Below are 21,416 nucleotides of genomic sequence, written 5' to 3' on the forward strand. Positions count from 1 at the left end.
GGGTTACGAGCTAATGTCAGCGGGGCCGACGCGATCCGCCAACAAGATCAGCCACGAAAGCGTTTCGCGTGTTTCCTCGCTCAGGGTCGAGTCCTCGCTGAGGGCGTGCATGGACCCCCGAAGAGACGGCCAACGATCGTAAAAATCGAGCAAGTCTGCGATAGGCTCTGGCCCCTTCTTCAGCGGCATCATAGGTGGCTCCGGTATGTTGAATGGATGCGAATGTATTTAGGGTATCAACGCATTACTTCCTCCACATGTGAAAAAAGTGTGAAGGAGTTGGAGAATTTTAGTTTAGATTGTTAAACTTACCTCTAGGGAAGGCGTGAGATAACAGTGACCACTAAACTTAACATATCGTTGTTCGGGTCCTGTGTGGTGCGTGTTGATGGTGCGGCCGGAGTTGAGGTTAAAGGCGCCAAGCATAGGGCGCTATTCGCGCTATTGGCGACTGCACCCTTGGGACGGCGGACCCGTTCCTACCTTCAGCGCACCTTGTGGGGGTCGTCTTGCTATGACGGCGGGCGGCAGAACTTGCGCCGTGCCCTGTCTGACCTGCGGTCTTTGCTAGGGCCGGACTTCGACAGATTTATCAAATGCACCAACAGCGACGTAGAATTGGATTTATCTTTGGTGAGCTTCTTGGGGGCCCCGGGAACCGGTGTCTTTATGGAAGGCATAGGTATTCGCGATCGCGGCTTTGAGGAATGGGTCGCGGCGATGCGGGCTGACGATAGTCAGATTGCTGCTTTGTATCGCACGACGCCGCGCACCCAGCTTGGGCGACCTCTGCCGCGTATCACCGCATTGCCATTTAAGCGCGTCATGGGCGGCCAGCAGTTGGGCGTTCTTGGGGATTGGCTGGCCGAAGAAGTCTGCCGGTCTCTGTCACGTTCAAATTTGTTGTCGGTTATCTCGCATCTATCAAGTCGCGCGCTGGCTGCACGGTCCACCAATATTTTGGATGTCCGCCGAGAGCTGGATGTCGATTACTTTGTGACGGGGTCCATCCGCGAAATGGGCGGGCGCATCATTGTCGACATGGATTTTGTCGATGCACGGGATGGCAGCATTTTGTGGACGCGGCAGCTTGCGGGTCCGGAATCCAGTTTTTGGGATGATGTCGGCAGCGGCTTAGAGGGGGCAGTGCGCGCCATTGGGCGCTCCATTGCGGATGAGGCGATTGCCTACGTCAATGACCGCCCCGTGCCGGAGTTGGACGACCATCATCTTGTGATTGGCGGTGTCTCATTGATGCATCGGCCGACTTTCCGCGACTTTGCGAAATCGCGCCCCTTGTTGGAAGAAGCCGTGTCGCGCGCGCCAATGGTGGCAGAAACGCATGCGTGGCTGGCTAAATGGTATGTGTTGAGCGTATTTAACGGCTGGACGACCGACAAGCAGGGCGACACCCAACGCGCATTGGATTCCTCTTCTCGGGCGTTGGACATCAACCCAGATAGCTCCTTCTCTTTGGTGATTGACGGCTTCGCGCATAACAACCTTTTGCAAAGGATGGACGTGGCCAGCGGACGGTACGACTTGGCCATCGATATCAACCCCAACGAAAGCCTGTCATGGCTGCTTCGCGGTGCGTTACTGGCGTTTCAAGACGAAGGTGCCGATGCCATCGAAGCCGCGAGTCAGGCGTGCAGCCTGTCCCCGATAGATCCGTTCGGCTACTTTTATGACAGCCTGTCCAGCACTGCGCATTTGGCCGCTGAGGACTACCAGAAGGCCCTCGAATTCGCCGAACGCTCCTTGGAGGTCAACGACCGCCATCTGTCTACATTGCGCGCAAAGATCATTGCGCTGCATTTCTTGGATCGCGGGGACGAATCCCGCGCGGCGGCATCGGACCTGATGCGCCGTCAACCTGACTTTAGACTTAACGATTATGCCAAAGCTCATCCTTCTTCGGGGCGGGCGATTGGGCAACGAGCGTTGGTGGCCTTAAAGGCGGCGGGCGTTCCCTTAACCTAGGAACAAAGCGACATGGCGAGATACGGTGGAATTGGTGGCATTGGCGGAATTGGTGGCATCGGTGGCATTGGAGGGATTGGCGGCATCGGTGGAATTGCTGGTGGCGCCGGACTTGGTGACTTCCTTGGAGGAGGGGCCGCAGCCGCATATGGACCTGCGTTAACGACGGGGCTTCAAACCACTGCAGAGGCGATTATTCACTCCATAGGTGACGGGCCCGCGCCCATCCCCACACAGCTGCCCGAGAATTCGACCGACAATCTGAATCAAGCCGCCGACTGGGTGCGCGGGTCTCTTTACCTTACGGATTTCATCAAAGACGTTGGGTCTTCGGTTGCAGGAGATCAGGTCGCACTCACCTTTGAGGGGCAGGATCTGCTGTCTGTCCAGCGCCCTTCAGCCGAGTTGCTTTCGCAGCAATGTAGCATCGTGCGCGACTACAGTGACTTGCGCGCCGATCGCGCGGCCGAGATCACCAGCCAACTGGGGTTCCCCACAGACTACTTCGCGATGATCCTCGCACTGCATCCGGCACATAACCGGTTCACGCTGGAGCTGATCACTGTCACGCAGTTGATGTGTTCGCATATTGCGATGATGGCAAAATACGCTTTGGCGGTACGGCGCCCCGACCAAGTGGATACGCGCATCATGCCGATGATTGCGACCCCGGGGCATGGTAGTTTTCCCTCTGCTCACGCAACGGAAGCCTATGGTGTGGCCACCGTTATGTTGGGGTTGATGGATGCGTGGCAAAGCTTTGCCGACAGCGCCGATCGCCGAGAGCTGTTGCGGCAATTGGCCAATCGGATTGCCGTCAACCGGACGGTTGCAGGCGTTCACTACCCGATAGACACTTGGGCCGGTGCCTCTTTGGGGCAAGCCATTGGCGGGGCCGTGCTGGGGCGCTGCGGGATCGCGCAAAGCAGTAAATCAGTGGGTTACGAGCCGCAGAACACGGATTTTGTCGGCCATGATTTTGTGACGTTGATGGAGGGGGGAACAACGGCTCAAAACTACGGCATATCGGTCGGAGAGGATGTTCAGTCCTCCACATCGCCGTTGTTCGAATGGCTTTGGCGTAAGGCCGTCGCTGAGGCGCATACGGGCGATTCTGGGGCGATGGTGTAAATGGCACCGCGTGTCCGGCAGTACACCGGCCCCTATGAACGTTGGGTGTTCGGTCAAAACCTAGGCCGCCCCTTTAGTTTCCCTGCAATCCGAGACTGGAGCTCGCGGTACTTCGCGGCCCTAATGGACAGCTCGGGGCCGTTACCTGATGTGTCTCGGGTAAAGTTCAAGCCAGAGCCAGGGGCCGACGCGGAACGCGTGGATATTCGCTACCCTCCCCTGTGGAACAATGGTCAGGGGCTAAGTGTTCGCCCGTTTTGTTTCTATAATCCCGAAAGTACCAGCTCCACGCTTTCGGAAGACTTGGGCGACAGGATCGACCGCCTGCTGGAAACTTTTGACCAAGTTACCGAAGTAAGCGACGAATTGACCGGCCGGAAAACCCGCGCGCGTTACCGCGTGAATTTTCCGATCAACCCGCTGTCATGGACCCAAGAATATGACGCGTCAGCAGAGGTCGCAGGATATCAGCCGCAGGCGACCCCTCCCAAGGCGATCATCGCGGTCATTGATGATGGCATCCCATTTGCAAACTGCACCTATTTGAACGCATCGGGTAGAACACGCGTAAGCCACTGCTGGTTGCAGGCCGCGCGCAGCAATGGGCCCGCGCCCGTGCCGTTTGGCCGCGAAGTGAGCAATGGCGAAATAGACACCCTGCGCCTGACCCACGGGCGCGAGGAAGAGGCGTTGTACCGTGCAGCGGGGGCGATTGATACGGGGCTCCCCGAGATCGGCAACTACCTGCGCCGCGAGACCACCCATGGGGCGCATACTCTGTCGATGGCGGCGGGAAAACGTCTAGGGGTGCCGGTGGACCCGTCGCTGGACGATATAGAGATTATTGCGGTGCAGCTGCCAAATTCCATTTCGTGGGACACGTCGGGTTTCGGCAAGGAGATGTATATGCTCTCGGCGTTGCACTACGTGTTTGATCGCGCCAAGTGCATCGCGCAAGCGCATGGCCTGACACAAGAGCTGCCCTTGGTGGTGAATTTCTCCTACGGCTGGTCATCGGGGCGCCACGATGGGGCGTCTGAAATGGACAGCGCCATCCAAGAGTTGCTGACATCGCGCCGCGCCCTTGCCCCGAGTTTTCTGGTCATGCCAAGTGGCAATACCTTTGAAGACGAAATGCATGCGAACTTCCAAGAAGACGCCTTCAAGGATGGTGAAATCAGCATCGGTTGGCAGGTTCAGCCCGACGATAGCACCTCTAGCTATGTGGAAATGTGGCTGCCCGAGGGATTGGACCCCGACGGCTACACCTTTGAAGTGACCCCGCCCCGCGGCCTGACCTGTGATACCCCGCCGTCTTTGGCCGTTCAGGGAGCCCCGCGCTTTCTTCGCGGAGACCCGAGGGATTTCGTAAATCTCAGTATTGATGGTGCAGTGGTGGGGCAAATCTCCGTCGACAAAAATCGCGGAACACGGTGGAGGGCGATGGTTGCACTTGCCCCAAGCACACCGATCAATATGACGGACAACGAGCCGCCCCGTTGGGCCGCTGCGGGGCGCTGGGTGTTAACGCTGAAGCGGACCGCAACATCAGAGCCATTGCCACCGGACGGGTTTATCAATGTCTGGGTTCAGCGCGACGACGACCCATCGGAACTTCGCACCGGTGGCCGGCAAAGCTATTTGGTCGAGTTGGACAAGCCGCCACATATGAAACCCGCCCTGCCAGAATACACCCAGCCCCTTGATCCCCTACGCGGATTTGGCAGCATGAACGGCGTGGCCAATGCCGAGCTGGTCACACGTGTCGGGGGCTTTGTGCAGTCCAGCGGAACACCTGCGCGTTATTCCTCTGCGGGGGGGCTGCTGAACACCACAACGGATGCGCCCGCTACTTGGGGCGTGCAGGTGGCAATAAGCGGGGTGTCGGATCGCAGTCAAACGTTGCCGGGAACTGTGGGGCAGGGCGTCTACTCTGGTGCGAGATCAATATTGATCGGAACCAGCGGTGCGGCCCCTCAGGTTGCGCGGGCAATGGTGCGCGCTTTGGCGGCTAATCTGGATCCTGTGTCGGGCATGACACCTCAACAGTATGACGCCCCCAATCCGGTCAAGAATGTGCAGCTGAAGGCACGTCTTGGGACCTATAAAACACCGCATCTTTGGGCGGGAGGATAAATATGGTCACGGAAAATTAACGAAGAGCCGTCACCTATAGGGCCATGCGGGGTCACCCCCGTGTGAGGGAGGGAGCTCAACGAAATTGTGCTGAGTTTGCGACAGCTTTTGGCGAGGTTGTGCGCGCGTTTTTTGAGTAGCGTTGGGTGCCCTCTTTAGAACTGGTAGTGATGCAGGCCGCCGCCATGTACTCGCAACCATTTACGCGGGGCTTCATAGTCGGGCATCAGGCCAGCCACCTCGGCCCAAAATGCGGGGCTGTGGTTCATTTCCGCCAAATGCGCGACCTCATGAGCCGCAACATAGTCAAGCACCTGCTTAGGGGCGAGAATCAACCGCCAAGAGTACATTAAATTCCCATCCGACGTGCATGACCCCCAACGCGACCGCGTATCGCGAATGCTGATCTTCGCATAAGGGCGACCAAGCACGGCGGAGTACCGCGCGCTGGCCTCCGCCAAACGATCCCGTGCGAGAACCTTCAAGAAAGCGCGTACGCGGGCCCCAGCTTTGTCGGCGCCCTCTGGGATCAGCAAATGGTCGTCCATCAACTTGACACTGCGGGTGCGCGTTTCTGCGATCAGGCGGGAATGGCCCTCGATAGGAATCGCCACACCCGGGGCAATGATCGTGGCCTCGGGGCGTTGGCTGAGATGTTTGCGAATCCAGTCTTCTTTCGCGTGCAAGAATTCTTGTGCTTCGCGCATGGAGGCCCGCTTTGGCAGCGTCAGAGACACACGTCCGTCCACGCCGGATACCCGCAATGACAACCGCCGTGCGCGCGCCGAATGCTTCAATGTGACGTCAATCGGGGGGTGCCCCAGATGAATCGTATCTGCCATCGCTTGATTGCCCGCAATTCCCTGCTTATGTCCGAAGGTAGCGCGGCCATTCCGCCATGGAAAGCTTCAAAAAGGGGAAAGCCTTTGACACGCCTTTCCCCATGTGGCAACTGGCTGCAATTCAGAGATTCAACCGCATGTGCGCATTCTTAGACGCACCGACGAAAGAGGACGATTATGCCCAAGGAAGAATGGGGCGTTAAACGCGTTTGCCCAAGCTGCCAAGTTCGTTTCTACGACCTGCAGAAAGACCCGCTGACTTGCCCGTCTTGCGAGCACGAGTTCACCCTTGAAAGTGTGACAGGCAATAAATCCCGCACGATGCAGGCCGATAAGCCTGACGCGCAAAACAAAGACAACGTTGTCGACGACGCTGAAGAAGTGATCCTTGAGGACGACGAAGAGGACAACGACGCCGACTTGGGCGACGATGTTCTGGAAGATGACGACGAGGATACCGTAAGCCTCGACGAGCTGGCCGATGTGGCCTCGGAAGACGACGACAATTAATTAGTGGGGCGCGGTGGATTTTTCGCTTGAACTGATCCCCGCGCCCTTCTAGACACCACCTCGCAACCCTAGGGTTGCAGTTTGGGGCCTTAGCTCAGCTGGGAGAGCGCCTGCATGGCATGCAGGAGGTCAGCGGTTCGATCCCGCTAGGCTCCACCAAACACCCTTTGAGAAATATCAAGATGCGCGGAAGTTCTGCGCTGCGCACCCGAAAAGTAATGCGCTAGTTTGAGCCGTGGGCGGGGGCCCGTCTAATCCACAGGCAACCCGCTGGGAACGCGCTTGGGGACGCCAAAAGGTGGTGTCTGTACAGTGCTGCCGGTCAATGCGCCTAAGAAGGCCACGATATCTTCAATCTGCCGGTCGCTTAACGCGGGACTACTTGGCGAAAGTACCCGCTTTTGCCGCGATATCTCTGCGCGATCCTGCCAGATCAAAAAGTCCGAGTTTTGCAGCCATGGGGCATTCGGCAGCTGGGCAGAACTAGGCGCCCAAGTCTCGAATGTCTTTTGCGGATCAATATGCTGGCGGATCATCGCCTCAAGGGTACTATGTGCCCCATTGTGCCCATAGGGGGCTGTAAGCGCTATATTGCGCAACATCGGTGTGCGAAACTTATAGGCGTCCTCCAGCACATCACTTTCCCCCAAACGCCCGACATCGCGCGCGATCAGGTCAAAGCGGCGGGTGCGGCCTGGCCCAAAAGGCGGCAGCCCGATGGCATGAAACTTTTGATCAGACATCAACGGTCCACTGTGGCAACGCGCGCAGGCAGCCTCACCGTAGAACAAATCCATCCCGCGTTTTTGTGCCGGAGCAAGCGCTACTTCCTCTCCCGCGAGGTATTGATCGAAGGGGCTGTCGATACTTTGGAACTCTACCGACTGGAATGCTGCCAATGCGTTGGCGATCTCGACAATGGTAACCTGATCTGCCGCCGTGATGTGATGAAACGCCTCGACAAATTTTTCGCCATACTCGGGGAGTGTGCGAACCCGTTTGGCCACGATGGGCCAGCCCTTGTCGATCCGGTCGGTCACGGCGCCGGACACTTCATTTTCGCCTGTGCCGCCGGCCATTTCGGTTTCTGAGGTCAGGGGGAAGAACGCCTGCGCGGCGAGCACGCTGTCAATCCCGTCGGGCAACCATTCCTCTGCGGGGGTGTTAAACATGTTGCCATAGGTGTCAGCTGCACTGATGCGCCCGTCATGCATCAAGGTATGAACCTCGCGCGCCCCTAAGTTCCACAGCGCAGGGGCATTGCGAGGCACGCGCCGTTCGATCCGTGAGTGGCCCGTGCCCGCGGTGCGATCTGTGCCCAATCCGACACCGCCCTCGCCGATCCCCAAGGACAACCCGTCGGAGCTGCCGAACTTCGGGTGGTGACAAGTGCCGCAGCTGATATTCTTGTTTCCCGACAGGATTTTGTCGTAGAATAGAAGCTGACCTAAGGCGGCCTGTTTGCGGTCCACCGGCAAGAAATTTGCGGGTGTTAAGGCGGCTGGCAACGGCTCGGCGAACGCGATCGCCGGTGCCATCCCTGCGACCAACAAAGAGGCCCACGACCGATGCGAATTCTGATAGCCCTGTTGTTGAGCACCACCGCCGGTTTTGCAGATATTGAAAATGCCCGTGATCTTATGGAAAGCGACAAGTTTGAGCAGGCCTATGCCGAACTTGTCCCCGCCGCGAAAGCCGGAAACGCAGATGCGGAAGAACTGATTGGCATCATGTACGCGATGGGCTTGGGCGTCGAGCGCGACGACATGCGCGCGTTTGAGTGGTATCTTAGAAGCTCTATGAAGGGGCATCCGGGCTCTCAATCGGCTGTGGGCTGGTACTATGAAGTCGGTCGCGGCATGCCCTCACCTGACCTTACCCGCGCGTATATGTGGTACACATTGTCGGCCATCGGGGGCGACCCTGACGCGGCGATCAGCCTTGAGGAAGTGGTCAAGAAAATGACGCCTGAGATGATCGATAAAGCGCATGTGCTTGTCACCGACTACAAAGGTTGGATGTATCCGTTCAAATAGATTTGAACCGGAGAAAAGGCAGCGCAATTTGTATGCGCTGCCTCAGTGGGACTTAGTTCAGGTCTTTTGCGTAATCTGCCGCCAGACCGGCTTCGGCCTCGCCAACAGCGGCAACCAATGCGTCCAGAATTTCGCCGCCGCCGTCTACGTTGCTACGGAACCAGTCTTGAACCGGCATCGCGGCTTTCGCGAAGGCCGCTTTCTCGTCCGGAGTTGGCACATAAAGGTCGCCGCCGCCTTCAACGAAGGCTTGGTATGCCTCAATCGATTTGCGCTTTGGTGACGCGAATGTGGCCTGCTGCAGCTGGCTGAAGCCATCCACAACCACGCGGCGCATATCTTCCGGCAGTGCTTGGAAGTTGGCGTTGGACATCCACCACAGCGCCCCCATGTAGGCGTGACCGTCGAGGGTCACATATTGCAGGCCCGCATCAGGGAATTTCATGCCCATGATGTCGGTGATGCCATTCTTGGACCCTTCGACCACACCGGTTTGGAAGGATGTGAACAGCTCTGGCCACGGGATCGGCGTCGGGGAGGCCCCAAGGGCTTTGACCAGCTCTTGCGGCAGGTCTGCAACCACGGTGCGAATTTTCAAGCCTTCCATGTCGGATGGTGCCGCCACGCGGCGCTTGGTGTTGGCGAAGTTGCGCCAGCCGCCTGTGTTGCCGATGGTCATCAAGCGGATCGCCCCGTCAGAGGTCTCCAAGGCCATGTCGCGCATTTTGCGGGTGAAGTCGCCGGTCAGCACTTCCTCTGCCACGCGGTCGTTGGCCATCAGATATGGCAGATCCAGAACCTGCACATAGGGGAAGATGCCCGCCGCACCACCGGAGGTGGAGATATAGACATCAATCGAGCCCTCGGCCACGCCCTCAAGGCATTCTGCCCCAGTTGCGCACAGCTGGGTGCCGATGAACAGCTCCACAGCGATGCGACCGTTCGAGGCGGATTCAACGTAGTTTTTGAAGACAACGAGGCCGTCATAATCTTCGTCGTTTTCATTGGAGTTTGCCGTCGCACGGATGGTGAAATCCGCAGCCCAACCGGCGACGGGGGTCGCCAGAAGTGCGGCCGTTAAGGCGGCTTTGGTTAGTGTTTTAAACATAGTATCCTCCCTGTGGATTCTGTTTGGGCGCTTGAAGAGGCCCTTATGGTTACCACCGTGGTCACGGTGATGGGCTTATGCAAGCCGCGAAACCGACGTCCGGGCCGCAACCCAAGAAACCGGCAAGATATGGCACCGTCATCGAGATGGCGGGGACATAGGTGATGAGGAAGATCACGAAGACCTCCACTGCAAGAAATGGCAAAATGGCCCGTGAGATGGTCTCGACCTTCTCGCCGGATACCGATGAGGCCACGAATAGCACCAGCCCCATGGGCGGTGTCGCAAGGCCCACCGTCAGGTTCACCGACATGATGATCGCGAAGTGCACAGGGTGCACGCCAAGGTCGACAAAGATCGGCCCCAAGATCGGCCCGAGAATGATAATCGCGGGACCTGCGTCCAGAAACATGCCGACGATGAACAAAAGGATGTTGATCAAGAACAGCAGAACCAGCGGATTTTCCGACAGCGACAAGATGTAATCCGACAGAATCTGCGGCGCGTAGGACAGCGACACAACCGTCTTGAACGACACGGCGGCCCCCACGAGTAATAGCACCGCGGATGTGGAAACTGCAGATCGGGTCAGAACCTCAACCAAGTCGCGGCTGTTCATGGAACGCAGCACAAAGAAGCTGATGATCAACGCATAGGCCACCGCAACGGCGGAGGCCTCAGTCGGGGTGAAGACCCCAATCAAGATGCCGCCCAGAATGATGATCGGTGTTTGCAGCGGGGCGACGGCTTTCTTGCACACCAGCCGGAAGTCATTGGACACCCGTGCTTTGGTCGCCTGCGCAACCGCATGGGCGATCGGAAGGGCGATTAGGAAAATCATCCAACCGCTGATTTGCATCGGCAAAACCCAAGTCACCAAACCCGACACCGCATAAAGAATACCCGCGATATTGATGCGGATCAGCGCAAAGCTGACGGCAGATTCCAAGGGGGTTATGGTCTGGTCCTTGCGCACGATACGTTCGGCCTTGGGCAGATCGTATTTATCCGCCATGAGGCGAACCATGACCATCAGGCCAACCCCGACCAAAACACCCGGCACGATGCCTGCAAGGAACAAGGCCGCCACGCTTTCGCCCATGACATAGGCATAGATGATCATGATGCCGGAGGGCGGAATGATCGGCCCGATCACAGAGCTTGCCGCCGTAATGGCCGCTGCAAATTTACGGGTGTAGCCGTTCTTCTCCATCGCGGGGATCAACGTGGACCCAAGCGCCGAGGTGTCCGCCACCGCAGAACCCGAAAGCCCCGCAAACAGGATCGACGCCAGAATATTCACATGCGCCAAGCCACCGCGTAGGTGACCCATGAAAGCCTGCGAAAACTCGACCAACCGCAATGTGATCCCACCACGGTTCATGATCTCGCCGGCCAGCATGAAGAACGGCAGCGCCATCAGCGGGAAGCTGTCCATGCCGTTGTAAAGGTTGCGGTAAAGGCCCGCGACGACATTGCGCTGGTCGCCTTCCAGCATGATAAGCGCGATGGGCGACGCCAGAAGCGCAAAGACCACCGGAAGGCCGATCATGATCAACAGCAAGAATATCGGTAGGAACCAAAGCAGCATCAGTCAGCCCCCGCCAATGTCGTGTTGTTGATCGCAGGAAGCTGGTCGGCGCGGCCAAACAGGGTCACCACTTGGCGAATGATCAGCTCAAGGTTCACAAGGATCAGCAAGTTCACCCCAACCCAAAGCGCGGAATATTGGTAGTTATTCTGGAACTTGGCGCCGCATTTTCCGATCTCGATCCCAAAGGGCCAGCGCAAGGAAGACGAACAGCCGCGCCCAGACAAGGTATCCACGTGGTTGTTCAACCCACGGTCCCACGCAATCATCAGCACCCACAAGGAAATGCCCAACAGCAAAATGCCCAGTAGCCCCGCCAGAAGTTTGGGCAGGGCTTCCTCCAGCATATCAATCGCGACAAAGCCGCCCATCCGGTAGGCCAGAGGCGCAACCAGACCGGTCATCCAAAGCATGCCAAACCGCGCACCTTCTTCCGTCCAATTGGGGGCATCGTTCAATGCATACCGGAAAAAGACCTGCCCCAAGATAAGGCAGACCATGATCGCCAAAGCGGAGATCCCAATCCATCGGCCAACCGTCAAAACACGGCTGTTGATCCAATGCAGCAAGCCAGCGGCCGCTATCAGTATCTGCATGTCATCCTCCCCCGAGCGCGGCGCGTCCTCCTCGACGCGCTGCGGTCAGTGTGCTGTGAAACTCCCCACCTGTCCTCTAAAGAACGCGAGCGGATCGCCTTCTTCGCGCATTTCTGCACGGTTCACTTGGCCAAGCATAATAACGTGATCGCCGCCCTCGTAGACGGCAGTTTTTGTGCATTCAAAGCGCGCAAGGCAGTTTTCCAACACCGGTACGCCTTCCGCATTCAGCTGCAAATCGTGATCATTTAACGCATGAACGTCCTTCGCCACGGCCCAGCACAAATCATTCTGATCTGTCGCAAGAACGTGAACCGCGTAATGCGTGGCACTGGCAAAATGCGCGAACCTGCGCGAGTTCTTATCCGGTGACCAAAGCACCAGCGGCGGTGTCAGTGATACAGATGAGAAACTATTCGCCGTGATTGCTGCCACCCCGTCGTCGGTCGCGGCTGTGACAATGGTCACGCCTGTCGCAAACCGCCCGAATGCATCACGCAACAGACGCGTGTTCGTCTCGTCCGGCACGAATGCATTGGAAGACGGGCTGGCGTGAAGCGACATTAGGCGACCTCCCGCCCCAAGGCTGCCTCATAAAGCGAGAACCAAGTCGGGCGATCAAGATTGACCTTCAACGCATCGGAGATCTTTGCAATGCGTTCCAGATTGTTGGTCCCCAGAACGGGCAGGATTTTCGAGGGGTGGCGCAGCAGGAAGGCGACAGCCACGGCGGCGCGATCCACCCCTTGCTCTGCCGCGATTTCATCCAGCCGGTCAGCCACATCGCCTTTGCCGGTCATCAACTCACCACCACCCAAAGGTGACCAAGCCATCATCGCGTGATCTTGGCGTTGGTGGAAGGCAATGTCGCCATTGGTGAACGGGGTAACTTCGCCTAGCGAGATTTCGATCTGATTTGTCGCAAGCATGGTTTTCATACCTGACTGGAGCAAATCCCAGTCATAGGGCCGGAAGTTAGAGACCCCCACCGCGCGCAGCTTGCCGCTTTGCACCAGATCATCCAGCACGGCCCCTGTTTCTTGATGATCCATCAAGGGATCGGGGCGGTGGATCAGCAGCATATCGATGTGATCAACCCCCATGTCGCGCAAGGAACAGTCGACCGAGTGCTCAATATGCTTGCGTGAGGTGTCGTAGTATTTGACCTTGGCATCTGCATAGCGACCGACAGGCGCGACGATATCGCATTTCGTAACAATCTCCATACGGTTGCGCAAAGACGGGTTCGCCTTCAGCGCGCCGCCCAATACAGCCTCGGCCACATAGCCGCCGTAGATGTCTGCTTGATCGAAGGTCGTGATGCCTTGATCCAGACAGGTTTGAATTTTCGCCTCGACGTGGGCAGGGGAGGTGTCGGCATCGTCAGCCACGCGCCACATGCCGTAGACAAGACGGCTGAATGAAAGGTCGGAAGTAAGCGAGATGCGGTCCATTAGCGGCGGACTCCTGCGGCAAGTGGGGTTGCGGGGGGCTGCGCGGGGACGCGGCCATAAACTTCAGGCAAGGAACAGGTTTTCATCTGCGGCAGCACACGGGCGCCGAAATGCTTGGCCTCGTCGATATGTGGGTAGCCTGATAGGATAAACGCGCGAATGCCCATCTTCTGATAGGCCTCAAGTTTGCTCAGCACCTGATCGGTAGACCCCACAATCGCGGCCCCACACCCAGAGCGCGCGCGGCCCACTCCTGTCCACATATGCGGCTCGATGTAGCCATGATCATCCGCCACATCGCGGTTCTTGGCTTGGTGACTAACACCCAAAGACTTGGCATCCAGCGCACGATCGCGAATGGCCGTGCCTTGCTCGTCATCCAGTTTGGAGACGATATATTCGGCGTATTCTTTGGCCTCGGCTTCGGTATCGCGCACGATGACATGGGTGCGCAGGCCGTAATCCAACGTACGGTTGTGACGTGCGGCGGCCTCATTGGCGGCTTTCATTCGGCCTTCAAGGTCTTCGACCTTTTCCGGCCACATAAGATAGACGTCACAGTATTCGCCGCATAACTCCAGCGCATCGGGGGAGTAACCACCGAAATACAGCATTGGTCCGCCGGACTGATACGGGCGCACCGGATCGGTCGTCAGGCCCTTGAAGTCGTAGATGTCGCCTGTGTGGTTAATTTCGTCCTGCGTCCACGCCTGCTTGAGGATTTGAACAACCTCGCGGGAGCGTTGGTAGCGGTAAGGGCTCGGCTCTTTTTGGCCCGGAAAGTCGGAGGAGATGATGTTGACCGTCAGGCGGCCTTCCAACATGTGATCCAATGTGGCCAAGGTGCGCGCCAGCATGATCGGTTGCATCTCGCCGCAGCGCACTGCGGCCAGCAGGTTGATCTTGGAGGTGATCGGCGCGCAGCCTGCAACGAAGCTTAGGGTATCTTGCCCGACCTGATAGGACGACGGGCATAAGATGTTGCGAAAACCCTGATCTTCAGCAGTTTTCACAATGTCGGAGCAATGCGCCCAAGAAGAACGTAAGTCGCCATCAGGTACGCCCAAAAACTGATAGTCATCCGAGCAAAGCGCCGAAAACCAAGACACCTCTGTCGCGTCCAGAGTTGGTGATGTCACTGGGACAACTGTCATCTGATTCCTCCCCAAAGCCACGTCGCAATTTCTTCTTGCGTAGCCCCGTCTATGATGTAGATCAATGGGGTATCAATTAATTGTCGTCGGGGGCTGGAATATGTATGAACGTCATGACGGCCCCGCCGCGCTGCCAATATATGCACAAGTCAGCGAAGTACTGATCCGAGAGATTGCCGCGGGGCGATTGGCGGACGGGCAACGTTTGCCGCCCGAACGCCAGCTCGCAGCGGCTCATCAGGTGACGGTTCGTACCCTGCGTAAGTCGCTGAAAATTCTTGAGGAAAAAGGAATGCTCGAACGGGTGCAAGGGTCGGGCAACTACGTTAAGTCCAATCCCGCCGCGCAAAGCGCCTACTCGATGTTCCGGATCGAGCTGCTGTCTGGTGGCGGGCTTCCAACAGCCAGATTTCTTGATATCAAAGAGCTTGAAAAGCCAAGCGACCTGCCCGAATTCGGAACGTCAAATCGGGGAACTCGGATCAGACGATTGCGGTTTTTGAACAAAGTGCCCGCCGCTGTCGAGGAAATCTGGCTCGACGCTGACAGCGGCACAGTTATGCCGGAACATGCGTCGGATTCTCTATATCGATACTACCAAGTGAAGTTGGGCTTCTGGATCGCGCGCGCGGAGGATTACGTCAGCATCGCGCAAGTGCCGCAATGGGCCCCGCCGGAGTTTGGAAAAGCCGCCCCAGCAATCACGGGGTTCATCGAGCGACTGAGCTGGGAGAAAAAGCCGCATCCCGTCGAATATTCCCGCACATGGTTTGACACTGATACCGCACGATATGTGCAACGTTTGAAATAGGAACCACGACATGGCGAAACAGGTCAACTACGGCATCATCGGATGCGGCATGATGGGGCAGGAGCACCTTCGGAACATCGCGCTTTTGCCGGACACCTCGGCCTTCGCGATCTTTGAGCCAGACAAGGAAATGGCGCAAGCGGCCTTGGCTTTCGCACCGAATGCACTTTTGGTGGACAGCGTCGAGGCCTTGCTGGATGTGGCGGAGTTGGACTGCATTTTGATTGCCAGCCCGAACTTCCGGCATGTGGAGCAACTCGAAGCTTTGGCGGCCAAACGCCCCTTGCCGGTGTTGGTGGAGAAACCCCTGTTTACCGACCCAAATGACGTTGCTCGCATGGTGGCGTTTCGCGATACCTATCCTGCGCCGGTCTGGGTGGCGATGGAGTACCGCTACATGCCACCAATCGCGACCTTTCTGACAGAGGCCGCAGCGGCAACCGGCGGCGTTAAAATGCTGACGATCCGCGAACACCGCTTTCCGTTTTTGCCCAAAGTTGGGGACTGGAACCGTTTCAATCAGAAGACCGGCGGCACTTTCGTCGAGAAATGCTGTCACTTCTTTGACCTGATGCGCCTTGTGATGCAGTCAGAGCCGGTTCGCGTCATGGCCTCGGGAGGACGGGATGTGAACCATTTGGACGAAACATATGATGGGGCAACACCGGACATCCTCGACAATGGCTACGTGATTGTCGACTTCGCGTCGGGGGCACGGGCCGTGCTGGAACTATGTATGTTTGCGGAAGGTGCGCGTTACCAAGAAGAGGTTTCAGCCGTCGGCCCCGAAGGGAAGATCGAAGCCTTGGTGCCGGGGCCTGGGCGGTTCTGGCCTGAACATCTGGGCACGCCCCCCGTGCCACAAGTCATCGTCAGCCCGCGTGATCCAAAAGGGCCCTTCGCGCGCGATGTTCCTGTGGACCCAACAATTCTGGAGGCGGGCGACCACAACGGATCAACCTTCTATCAGCATCAAGGTTTTGTTGAATTGGTGCGCGGAGAGCGCGAGCGAGCGCAGGTTGATGTCAAAGACGGAATGAAATCCGTGGTTATGGGCATGGCCGCGCAGCTGTCGATGACAGAGCACCGCGCGGTGCGGATTGATGAGTTCTTGACGTAACTGGTCGCCCCGCCCGCGCGTTTCCCGCAGGTGGGGCGACACCGGCTACAAGTAGCGGTTCACAAGATTTTCAAGTCGCTCTTGGCGGCCCGAACGAGGCTCCGGATTTATGTCTTCAGCCACAACGCGGTCGTGAATGCTGCTCAAGTCGCCTGACAGCAAGGCCGCCCCTTCGGCCGTGTCCCATCCCGAATAGCGGTCATCGCGCGCGACCTCCAACGTGCCAGCTTCCAACATTGCCGCTGCTGCCTTGAATCCGGCGGCGCAGGCATCCATACCGCCGACATGCGCCAAGATCAGATCTTCGGCATCCAGAGACTGGCGGCGCAACTTGGCATCAAAGTTTGTACCACCCGTCGTGAAACCACCCGCACGCAGGACCTCGTAATAGGCCAGCGCCATTTCCGGCACATTGTTCGGGAACTGGTCGGTGTCCCAGCCAGACTGGTAGTCATTGCGGTTCATATCGATGGAGCCGAAGATGCCCAATTCGCGGGCGAGGGCCAGTTCATGCTCAAACGAATGCCCTGCCAAGATTGCGTGGCCTTGCTCGATGTTGACCTGAACCTCACCTTCCAGCCCGAAGTCCTTCAAGAAGCCGTAAACAGTGGCCACATCGTAGTCATATTGGTGTTTGGTCGGCTCCTGCGGCTTTGGCTCGATCAGGATCGCCCCTTTGAAGCCCATCTTGTGTTTGTAGTCGACGACCATTTGCAGCATCCGGCCGGCTTGCTGACGCTCGCGGCCCATGTCGGTGTTCAGCAATGTCTCGTAGCCTTCCCGCCCGCCCCAAAGGACGTAGTTTTCGCCGCCCAGTTTGATTGTGGCGTCCATGCAGGTTTTGATCGTGGCCGCAGAAAACGCAAAGACGTCTGGGTCGGGGTTCGTGGCGGCTCCTGCCATGAAGCGGCGGTGCGAAAACAGGTTGGCGGTGCCCCACAACAGCTTGACGCCCGTGTCGTCCATCTTCTGCGCGAAATAGTCGACCACGGCGTCCAAGTTGCGGGTGTTCTCGGCAAAATTCGCACCCTCAGGGCGCACGTCGGCATCATGGAAGCAGAAGTAAGGCACATCCAAAATTTGGAACATCTCAAAGGCAACATCCGCTTTCATTTTGGCCAACTCTAGCGTGTTGCCAAACCAAGGGCGGTCAAACGTCTGCCCGCCAAAGGGATCTCCACCTGGCCACGCAAAGGAATGCCAATAGGCTGCGCCAAAGCGCAGGTGGTCCTTCATCGTCTTCCCCATGATAACTTCGTCCGGATTGTAGTGGCGGAATGCAAAGTCGTTGTTGCTGTCTGGACCCTCAAACTTGATGTCTGGGATGCCTTTGAAGAAGTCGGTCATTTCATAGATCCTTAAGAACGGTATATGCGGCGCGGTAGCGGTCATGCGCTTGCGCGAAGGCGGGTTGCAGGGCGGCATTGGGATCGATTGTTTTGGCAATCGGCGGCATGCTGGCGATCTCAAGGCCTGCGGGTGTTGTGGCCATCATCGCGAGACGGGCGGCCCCAAAGGCTGCTCCGAAGTCACCGGTTTGTGGCACGATCAAGGGAATGCCCAGCGTGGTCGCGATGGCACTGAGCCAATAGTCCGACTTGGCCCCGCCCCCAATCGCCAAGGCGCGGGTGATCTGGGTTCCGGTTGACGTCAAGGCGTGCTGGCAGTCGCCAAAGGCGAAAGCCACGCCTTCCAATACCGCACGCGCCGCCTGCCGCGCGTCGGTGGAATGCTCCAGATGTAAGAACTGCCCACGAATATCGGCATTGTTGAGCGGTGTGCGCTCGCCGCCAAGATAGGGCAGGAACAGCGTGGGAGACGGGGCCTGAAGATCGCCCAAGTCGCGGGTTAACTCCGCGGCGGATTGGCCGGTGAGCTGGCTGAGCCATTGCAAAGCGTCGGTTGCCGCAAGGATCACCCCCATCTGGTGCCACGTGTTTGGCACCGCGTGGCAAAAAGTATGCACCGCTGTTGCCGCATCGGGTTGATAGGCGTCACAGGCCGCGAACAACACGCCCGAGGTTCCCAAGGACACGAAGGCATCCCCCTTTTTGACCACACCGGCACCGATGGCGCTTGCGGCATTGTCGCCGCCTCCGCCCGCAACGATGACGCCTTTGGGAAGCCCCCATTCCTCCGCCAATGTATCGCGCAAGACGCCCGAGGCCTCTGAGCCTTCGACAAGGCGCGGCATTTGGGATCGTGTCAGGCCAGTTTTGGCCAGAAGCTCATCTGCCCAGTCGCGCTTTTCTACGTCCAGCCAGCTGGTGCCCGCGGCGTCAGACATCTCTGCTACGTGCTCTCCGGTGAGGACCAGTCGAAGGTAGTCTTTGGGCAGTAAGACTTTGGTGGTTCGGTCAAAATGCTCCGGTTCATGGGCACGCACCCATGCCAGCTTTGGGGCAGTGAAACCTGGGAAGACGATATTGCCAGTCAGCGCGCGAAACTGCGGATCGGCGTCCAGCGCCGCCGCCTCTTTGGCGGAGCGCGTGTCGTTCCATAAGATGCACGCCCGTAGCACCTTGTCGGACGCATCCAGCAATGTTGCCCCATGCATGTGCCCTGCCAATCCAATGCCGCGCAGGCCTGAGACATCCGCCGCCGCCGCAATCGCCTTGATGGCCGTATGCAGGGCATCGACCCAGTGCTGCGGGTCTTGCTCGGACCAGCCAGCCTGTGGCCGAGAGACGCTCAGCGCAACAGAATGCTCCGCCAACATGCGTTGCTCATCGTCCACCAAGATGGCCTTCAGGGACGACGTCCCGAGGTCCAAACCCAGATAGGTCATGCCGCCGACTTCGGGTTTTTGCCCAAGATGATCATCGACAGTATGTCATCCTCGGTCACATCCTCAACGCGCTCGGTTCCGATCATCTTGCCGTTCTTCATGACCGACACGCGGTCGCATAGCTCCATCATTTCGCGGGTGTCGTGGCTGATCAAGAAAATGCCCAACCCTTGCTTCTTCAGCTCCCCGATCAATTCGGCAACCATGGCCGTTTCATGGACGCCCAAAGCGGCTGTAGGTTCATCCATGATCAGGATTTTGGCGTTGAAATACACGGCACGGGCAATCGCGACCGATTGACGTTGACCCCCTGATAGCGCGGATACTGGCTCTTTCAACTTTTTGAAGTTGGGGTTCAGCCGTGCCATAATCTTACGCGTCTCGGCTTCCATGGTGCTGTCATCGACAAACCCCAAAGGGGTCGTCAACTCGCGCCCCAAAAACAGGTTGGACGCCGCATCTAGGTTATCTGCCAAGGCAAGGGTCTGATAAATCGTCTCGATGTTGTAATCACGACTGTCGCGCGGAGAGTTGATCGTGGCACGATTGCCCTCGATCCATATCTCGCCGGAATCCATTTTATAGGCTCCCGACAACATTTTGATCAGCGTCGACTTGCCCGCCCCATTGTGCCCGAGCAGCCCCACAACCTCGCCGGCGTGCAGCTCGATGCTGACATCATCCACGGCACGGACGCCACCAAATGCAATGGACACATTCTTCATTTCAACCAGTGGAGTACTCATGATTTTGCTCCCACGCGCTTACGGTATTGGATGTCGATCCAAACGGCGGCGACCAGAACTGCGCCGACAACAATGTTCTGATAAGGGGCGTCCACCCCCACCATAGCCATGCCGGATTGCAAGGATTGCATGATCAGCGCTCCGATGATTGCGCCGTAGATGGTGCCCACGCCACCCGATAATGCGGTGCCGCCGATCACCGCCGCTGCGATGACGCGCAGCTCGTCCAGCGTGCCGATATCATTGGTGTGATACCCCAAACGCGCAGAGGCCACGATGCCAGCAAGCGCCGACAAAACACCGACCATCGCGAAGATTTTCACGGTTAGCAGGCGGGTGTTGATGCCCGATAGCTCTGCCGCATCGGGATTGCCTCCCGTGGCAAATATGTAGCGCCCCAGACGTGTGCGCAGGGCAATGACAGTCATCACAATCGCAACAGTGATGAGGACAAGAACGGAATAAGGCAGGCCGTAAGCGGCGACGCAGCCGTCTGCAGTCTCGCAGCCGAAAAGGCCAGGGTCGCGCGCAATCACCCGTGAGGGGACAGTGTAGGAGTTCAAAACCGCCACGAAGCCAAGTATGGCGGCGACCACCACCCCCATGATCGATAGCTCTGCCCACATAGGTTTCACGGGAAAACCGTGCTTCGTTTTGGTGCTGCGACCGGACCATATGGCCAGCAGGCAAGCGACCGTAGCAGCTGCGCCGATGATCCAACTCCAAAACGCACCCAAAGTGCCGCTAATGCCGCCAAATAACACGAAGGTCTGGTCAAGCGGGCCAATAGTGGCCCCGTCAGTCAACCACCAGCCAACATTGCGCCAAACCAGCAGTCCACCAAGGGTGACGATAAAGGCAGGGATGGCCTGATAGCCGATCAACCAACCTTGAGCAGCCCCGATCACGGCCCCCGTGCACAGCCCCACCGCAATGGTGATCCAAGGGATCATCGGGTGGCCAAGCTCTAGCCCCATAAGGTTTGGCAGCCATTGGGTTTGTGTCATCCCCATTACCGCGGTGCAGGTGGCGAGCAGGGCTCCCACGGACAGATCGATATGGCGCGTGACAATGACGAAGACCATGCCCGTTGCCATGATTGCGACCGACACCGTTTGAATGGTTAGGTTGAAAATGTTGCGTGGGGTTAAGAAGCGCCCGTCAGTCAGAATATTGAATATGATACAAACGACGAAGAAGGCGCCGATCATACCCAATAGGCGGGTGTCGACTTCAAGCGATTGCAGGAAATTGCGCTTTGGCGGCGGCGTGGGGGCGCTTTGGTCAGACATGGTCTGTCTCCATAACAACAGGTGCGATATCCCAGATGGCTCCGATCAACGGGCCAGAGGCTGTGGCTTAGGGATGTCTTGAATTTGAGAAAAGGGTCCGCCCGCGAGGAAGGCGGAC

General features: G+C 57.9%; 20 protein-coding genes and 1 tRNA gene. 8 read left to right on the forward strand and 13 right to left on the reverse strand.

Annotated features, from left to right (window positions below; translation table 11 throughout):
• Positions 1 to 3: 3 nt before the first annotated feature.
• Entirely contained in the window at positions 4 to 192 is a 189-nt protein-coding gene (locus tag Q0746_RS11860; protein WP_298260506.1) for a hypothetical protein, read from the reverse strand.
• Positions 193 to 336: 144 nt separating this feature from the next.
• Here Q0746_RS11860 and Q0746_RS11865 point away from each other — a divergent pair, with 144 nt between their 5' ends.
• The 3 genes from Q0746_RS11865 to Q0746_RS11875 are packed head-to-tail and all read left to right on the forward strand — an operon-like array spanning position 337 to position 5,250.
• A complete protein-coding gene (locus tag Q0746_RS11865) occupies positions 337 to 1,983 on the forward strand; it encodes a hypothetical protein (RefSeq protein ID WP_298260508.1) in 1,647 nt (548 codons plus the stop codon).
• 12 nt (positions 1,984 to 1,995) lie between these two features.
• The gene (locus Q0746_RS11870; RefSeq protein ID WP_298260510.1) at positions 1,996 to 3,114 is read left to right on the forward strand and encodes a phosphatase PAP2 family protein; all 1,119 of its coding nucleotides are present in this window, start codon (positions 1,996 to 1,998) and stop codon (positions 3,112 to 3,114) included.
• Complete coding sequence (locus tag Q0746_RS11875; RefSeq protein WP_298260512.1) at positions 3,115 to 5,250, forward strand: hypothetical protein; 2,136 nt, start codon at positions 3,115 to 3,117, stop codon at positions 5,248 to 5,250.
• Positions 5,251 to 5,405: 155 nt separating this feature from the next.
• Here the strand turns inward: Q0746_RS11875 and Q0746_RS11880 are convergent, their stop codons facing one another.
• Positions 5,406 to 6,092 carry a SprT family zinc-dependent metalloprotease gene (locus tag Q0746_RS11880; RefSeq protein ID WP_298260514.1) on the reverse strand — a complete coding sequence of 229 codons (687 nt, stop codon included), beginning with the start codon at positions 6,090 to 6,092 and terminating at the stop codon, positions 5,406 to 5,408.
• A 177-nt stretch (positions 6,093 to 6,269) separates the two neighbouring features.
• On the opposite strand from Q0746_RS11880, the gene Q0746_RS11885 reads away from it, so the two are divergent.
• The gene (locus tag Q0746_RS11885; RefSeq protein ID WP_298260516.1) at positions 6,270 to 6,602 is read left to right on the forward strand and encodes a TIGR02300 family protein; all 333 of its coding nucleotides are present in this window, start codon (positions 6,270 to 6,272) and stop codon (positions 6,600 to 6,602) included.
• Positions 6,603 to 6,685: 83 nt separating this feature from the next.
• Positions 6,686 to 6,761 (forward strand) — tRNA-Ala (locus Q0746_RS11890).
• A gap of 92 nt (positions 6,762 to 6,853) precedes the next feature.
• Here Q0746_RS11890 and Q0746_RS11895 read toward each other — a convergent pair.
• The gene (locus Q0746_RS11895; protein ID WP_298260518.1) at positions 6,854 to 8,140 is read right to left on the reverse strand and encodes a cytochrome c peroxidase; all 1,287 of its coding nucleotides are present in this window, start codon (positions 8,138 to 8,140) and stop codon (positions 6,854 to 6,856) included.
• A 30-nt stretch (positions 8,141 to 8,170) separates the two neighbouring features.
• On the opposite strand from Q0746_RS11895, the gene Q0746_RS11900 reads away from it, so the two are divergent.
• Complete coding sequence (locus Q0746_RS11900; RefSeq protein WP_298260520.1) at positions 8,171 to 8,638, forward strand: tetratricopeptide repeat protein; 468 nt, start codon at positions 8,171 to 8,173, stop codon at positions 8,636 to 8,638.
• A gap of 52 nt (positions 8,639 to 8,690) precedes the next feature.
• On the opposite strand, the gene dctP is transcribed toward Q0746_RS11900, so the two are convergent.
• The 6 genes from dctP to Q0746_RS11930 all read right to left on the reverse strand — a co-directional run bounded on the left by dctP (position 8,691) and on the right by Q0746_RS11930 (position 14,541).
• Positions 8,691 to 9,746 (reverse strand): TRAP transporter substrate-binding protein DctP, encoded by a 1,056-nt coding sequence (dctP, locus tag Q0746_RS11905; protein WP_298260522.1) that lies wholly within the window; start codon positions 9,744 to 9,746, stop codon positions 8,691 to 8,693.
• Positions 9,747 to 9,807: 61 nt separating this feature from the next.
• Positions 9,808 to 11,337, reverse strand: a complete 1,530-nt coding sequence (locus tag Q0746_RS11910; protein ID WP_298260524.1) for a TRAP transporter large permease — start codon at positions 11,335 to 11,337, stop codon at positions 9,808 to 9,810.
• On the reverse strand, positions 11,337 to 11,933 hold the full coding sequence (locus Q0746_RS11915) for a TRAP transporter small permease subunit (protein WP_298260526.1): 597 nt from the start codon (positions 11,931 to 11,933) through the stop codon (positions 11,337 to 11,339). The genes Q0746_RS11910 and Q0746_RS11915 overlap by 1 nt, the downstream gene beginning before the upstream one ends.
• Positions 11,934 to 11,978: 45 nt before the next feature.
• Complete coding sequence (locus Q0746_RS11920) at positions 11,979 to 12,497, reverse strand: flavin reductase family protein (RefSeq protein WP_298260528.1); 519 nt, start codon at positions 12,495 to 12,497, stop codon at positions 11,979 to 11,981.
• Positions 12,497 to 13,387: an aldo/keto reductase gene (locus Q0746_RS11925; protein WP_298260530.1), complete on the reverse strand. Its 891-nt coding sequence runs from the start codon at positions 13,385 to 13,387 to the stop codon at positions 12,497 to 12,499. Before Q0746_RS11925 ends, Q0746_RS11920 begins: the two co-directional genes overlap by 1 nt.
• On the reverse strand, positions 13,387 to 14,541 hold the full coding sequence (locus tag Q0746_RS11930; protein WP_298260532.1) for an LLM class flavin-dependent oxidoreductase: 1,155 nt from the start codon (positions 14,539 to 14,541) through the stop codon (positions 13,387 to 13,389). Before Q0746_RS11930 ends, Q0746_RS11925 begins: the two co-directional genes overlap by 1 nt.
• Positions 14,542 to 14,641: 100 nt before the next feature.
• Between Q0746_RS11930 and Q0746_RS11935 the strand changes: the two genes are divergently transcribed.
• Positions 14,642 to 15,352 (forward strand): GntR family transcriptional regulator, encoded by a 711-nt coding sequence (locus tag Q0746_RS11935; protein WP_298261265.1) that lies wholly within the window; start codon positions 14,642 to 14,644, stop codon positions 15,350 to 15,352.
• 10 nt (positions 15,353 to 15,362) lie between these two features.
• Positions 15,363 to 16,472 (forward strand): Gfo/Idh/MocA family oxidoreductase, encoded by a 1,110-nt coding sequence (locus Q0746_RS11940; RefSeq protein ID WP_298260534.1) that lies wholly within the window; start codon positions 15,363 to 15,365, stop codon positions 16,470 to 16,472.
• Positions 16,473 to 16,517: 45 nt separating this feature from the next.
• Here Q0746_RS11940 and xylA read toward each other — a convergent pair whose 3' ends face one another.
• Genes xylA through Q0746_RS11960 form a run of 4 tightly spaced genes read right to left on the reverse strand, consistent with a single transcriptional unit; the run spans position 16,518 to position 21,298 of the window.
• Positions 16,518 to 17,819: a xylose isomerase gene (gene xylA / locus Q0746_RS11945; RefSeq protein WP_298260536.1), complete on the reverse strand. Its 1,302-nt coding sequence runs from the start codon at positions 17,817 to 17,819 to the stop codon at positions 16,518 to 16,520.
• Between the two features lies 1 nt (position 17,820).
• Positions 17,821 to 19,260, reverse strand: a complete 1,440-nt coding sequence (xylB, locus tag Q0746_RS11950; protein WP_298260538.1) for a xylulokinase — start codon at positions 19,258 to 19,260, stop codon at positions 17,821 to 17,823.
• Positions 19,257 to 20,006 (reverse strand): ATP-binding cassette domain-containing protein, encoded by a 750-nt coding sequence (locus Q0746_RS11955; RefSeq protein ID WP_298260540.1) that lies wholly within the window; start codon positions 20,004 to 20,006, stop codon positions 19,257 to 19,259. The genes xylB and Q0746_RS11955 overlap by 4 nt, the downstream gene beginning before the upstream one ends.
• Positions 20,003 to 21,298, reverse strand: a complete 1,296-nt coding sequence (locus tag Q0746_RS11960) for a sugar ABC transporter permease (RefSeq protein WP_298260542.1) — start codon at positions 21,296 to 21,298, stop codon at positions 20,003 to 20,005. Before Q0746_RS11960 ends, Q0746_RS11955 begins: the two co-directional genes overlap by 4 nt.
• Positions 21,299 to 21,416 lie beyond the last annotated feature (118 nt).

It is taken from the genome of uncultured Litoreibacter sp., assembly GCF_947487515.1.
In the GTDB taxonomy this organism is placed as follows: Bacteria; Pseudomonadota; Alphaproteobacteria; order Rhodobacterales; family Rhodobacteraceae; genus Litoreibacter.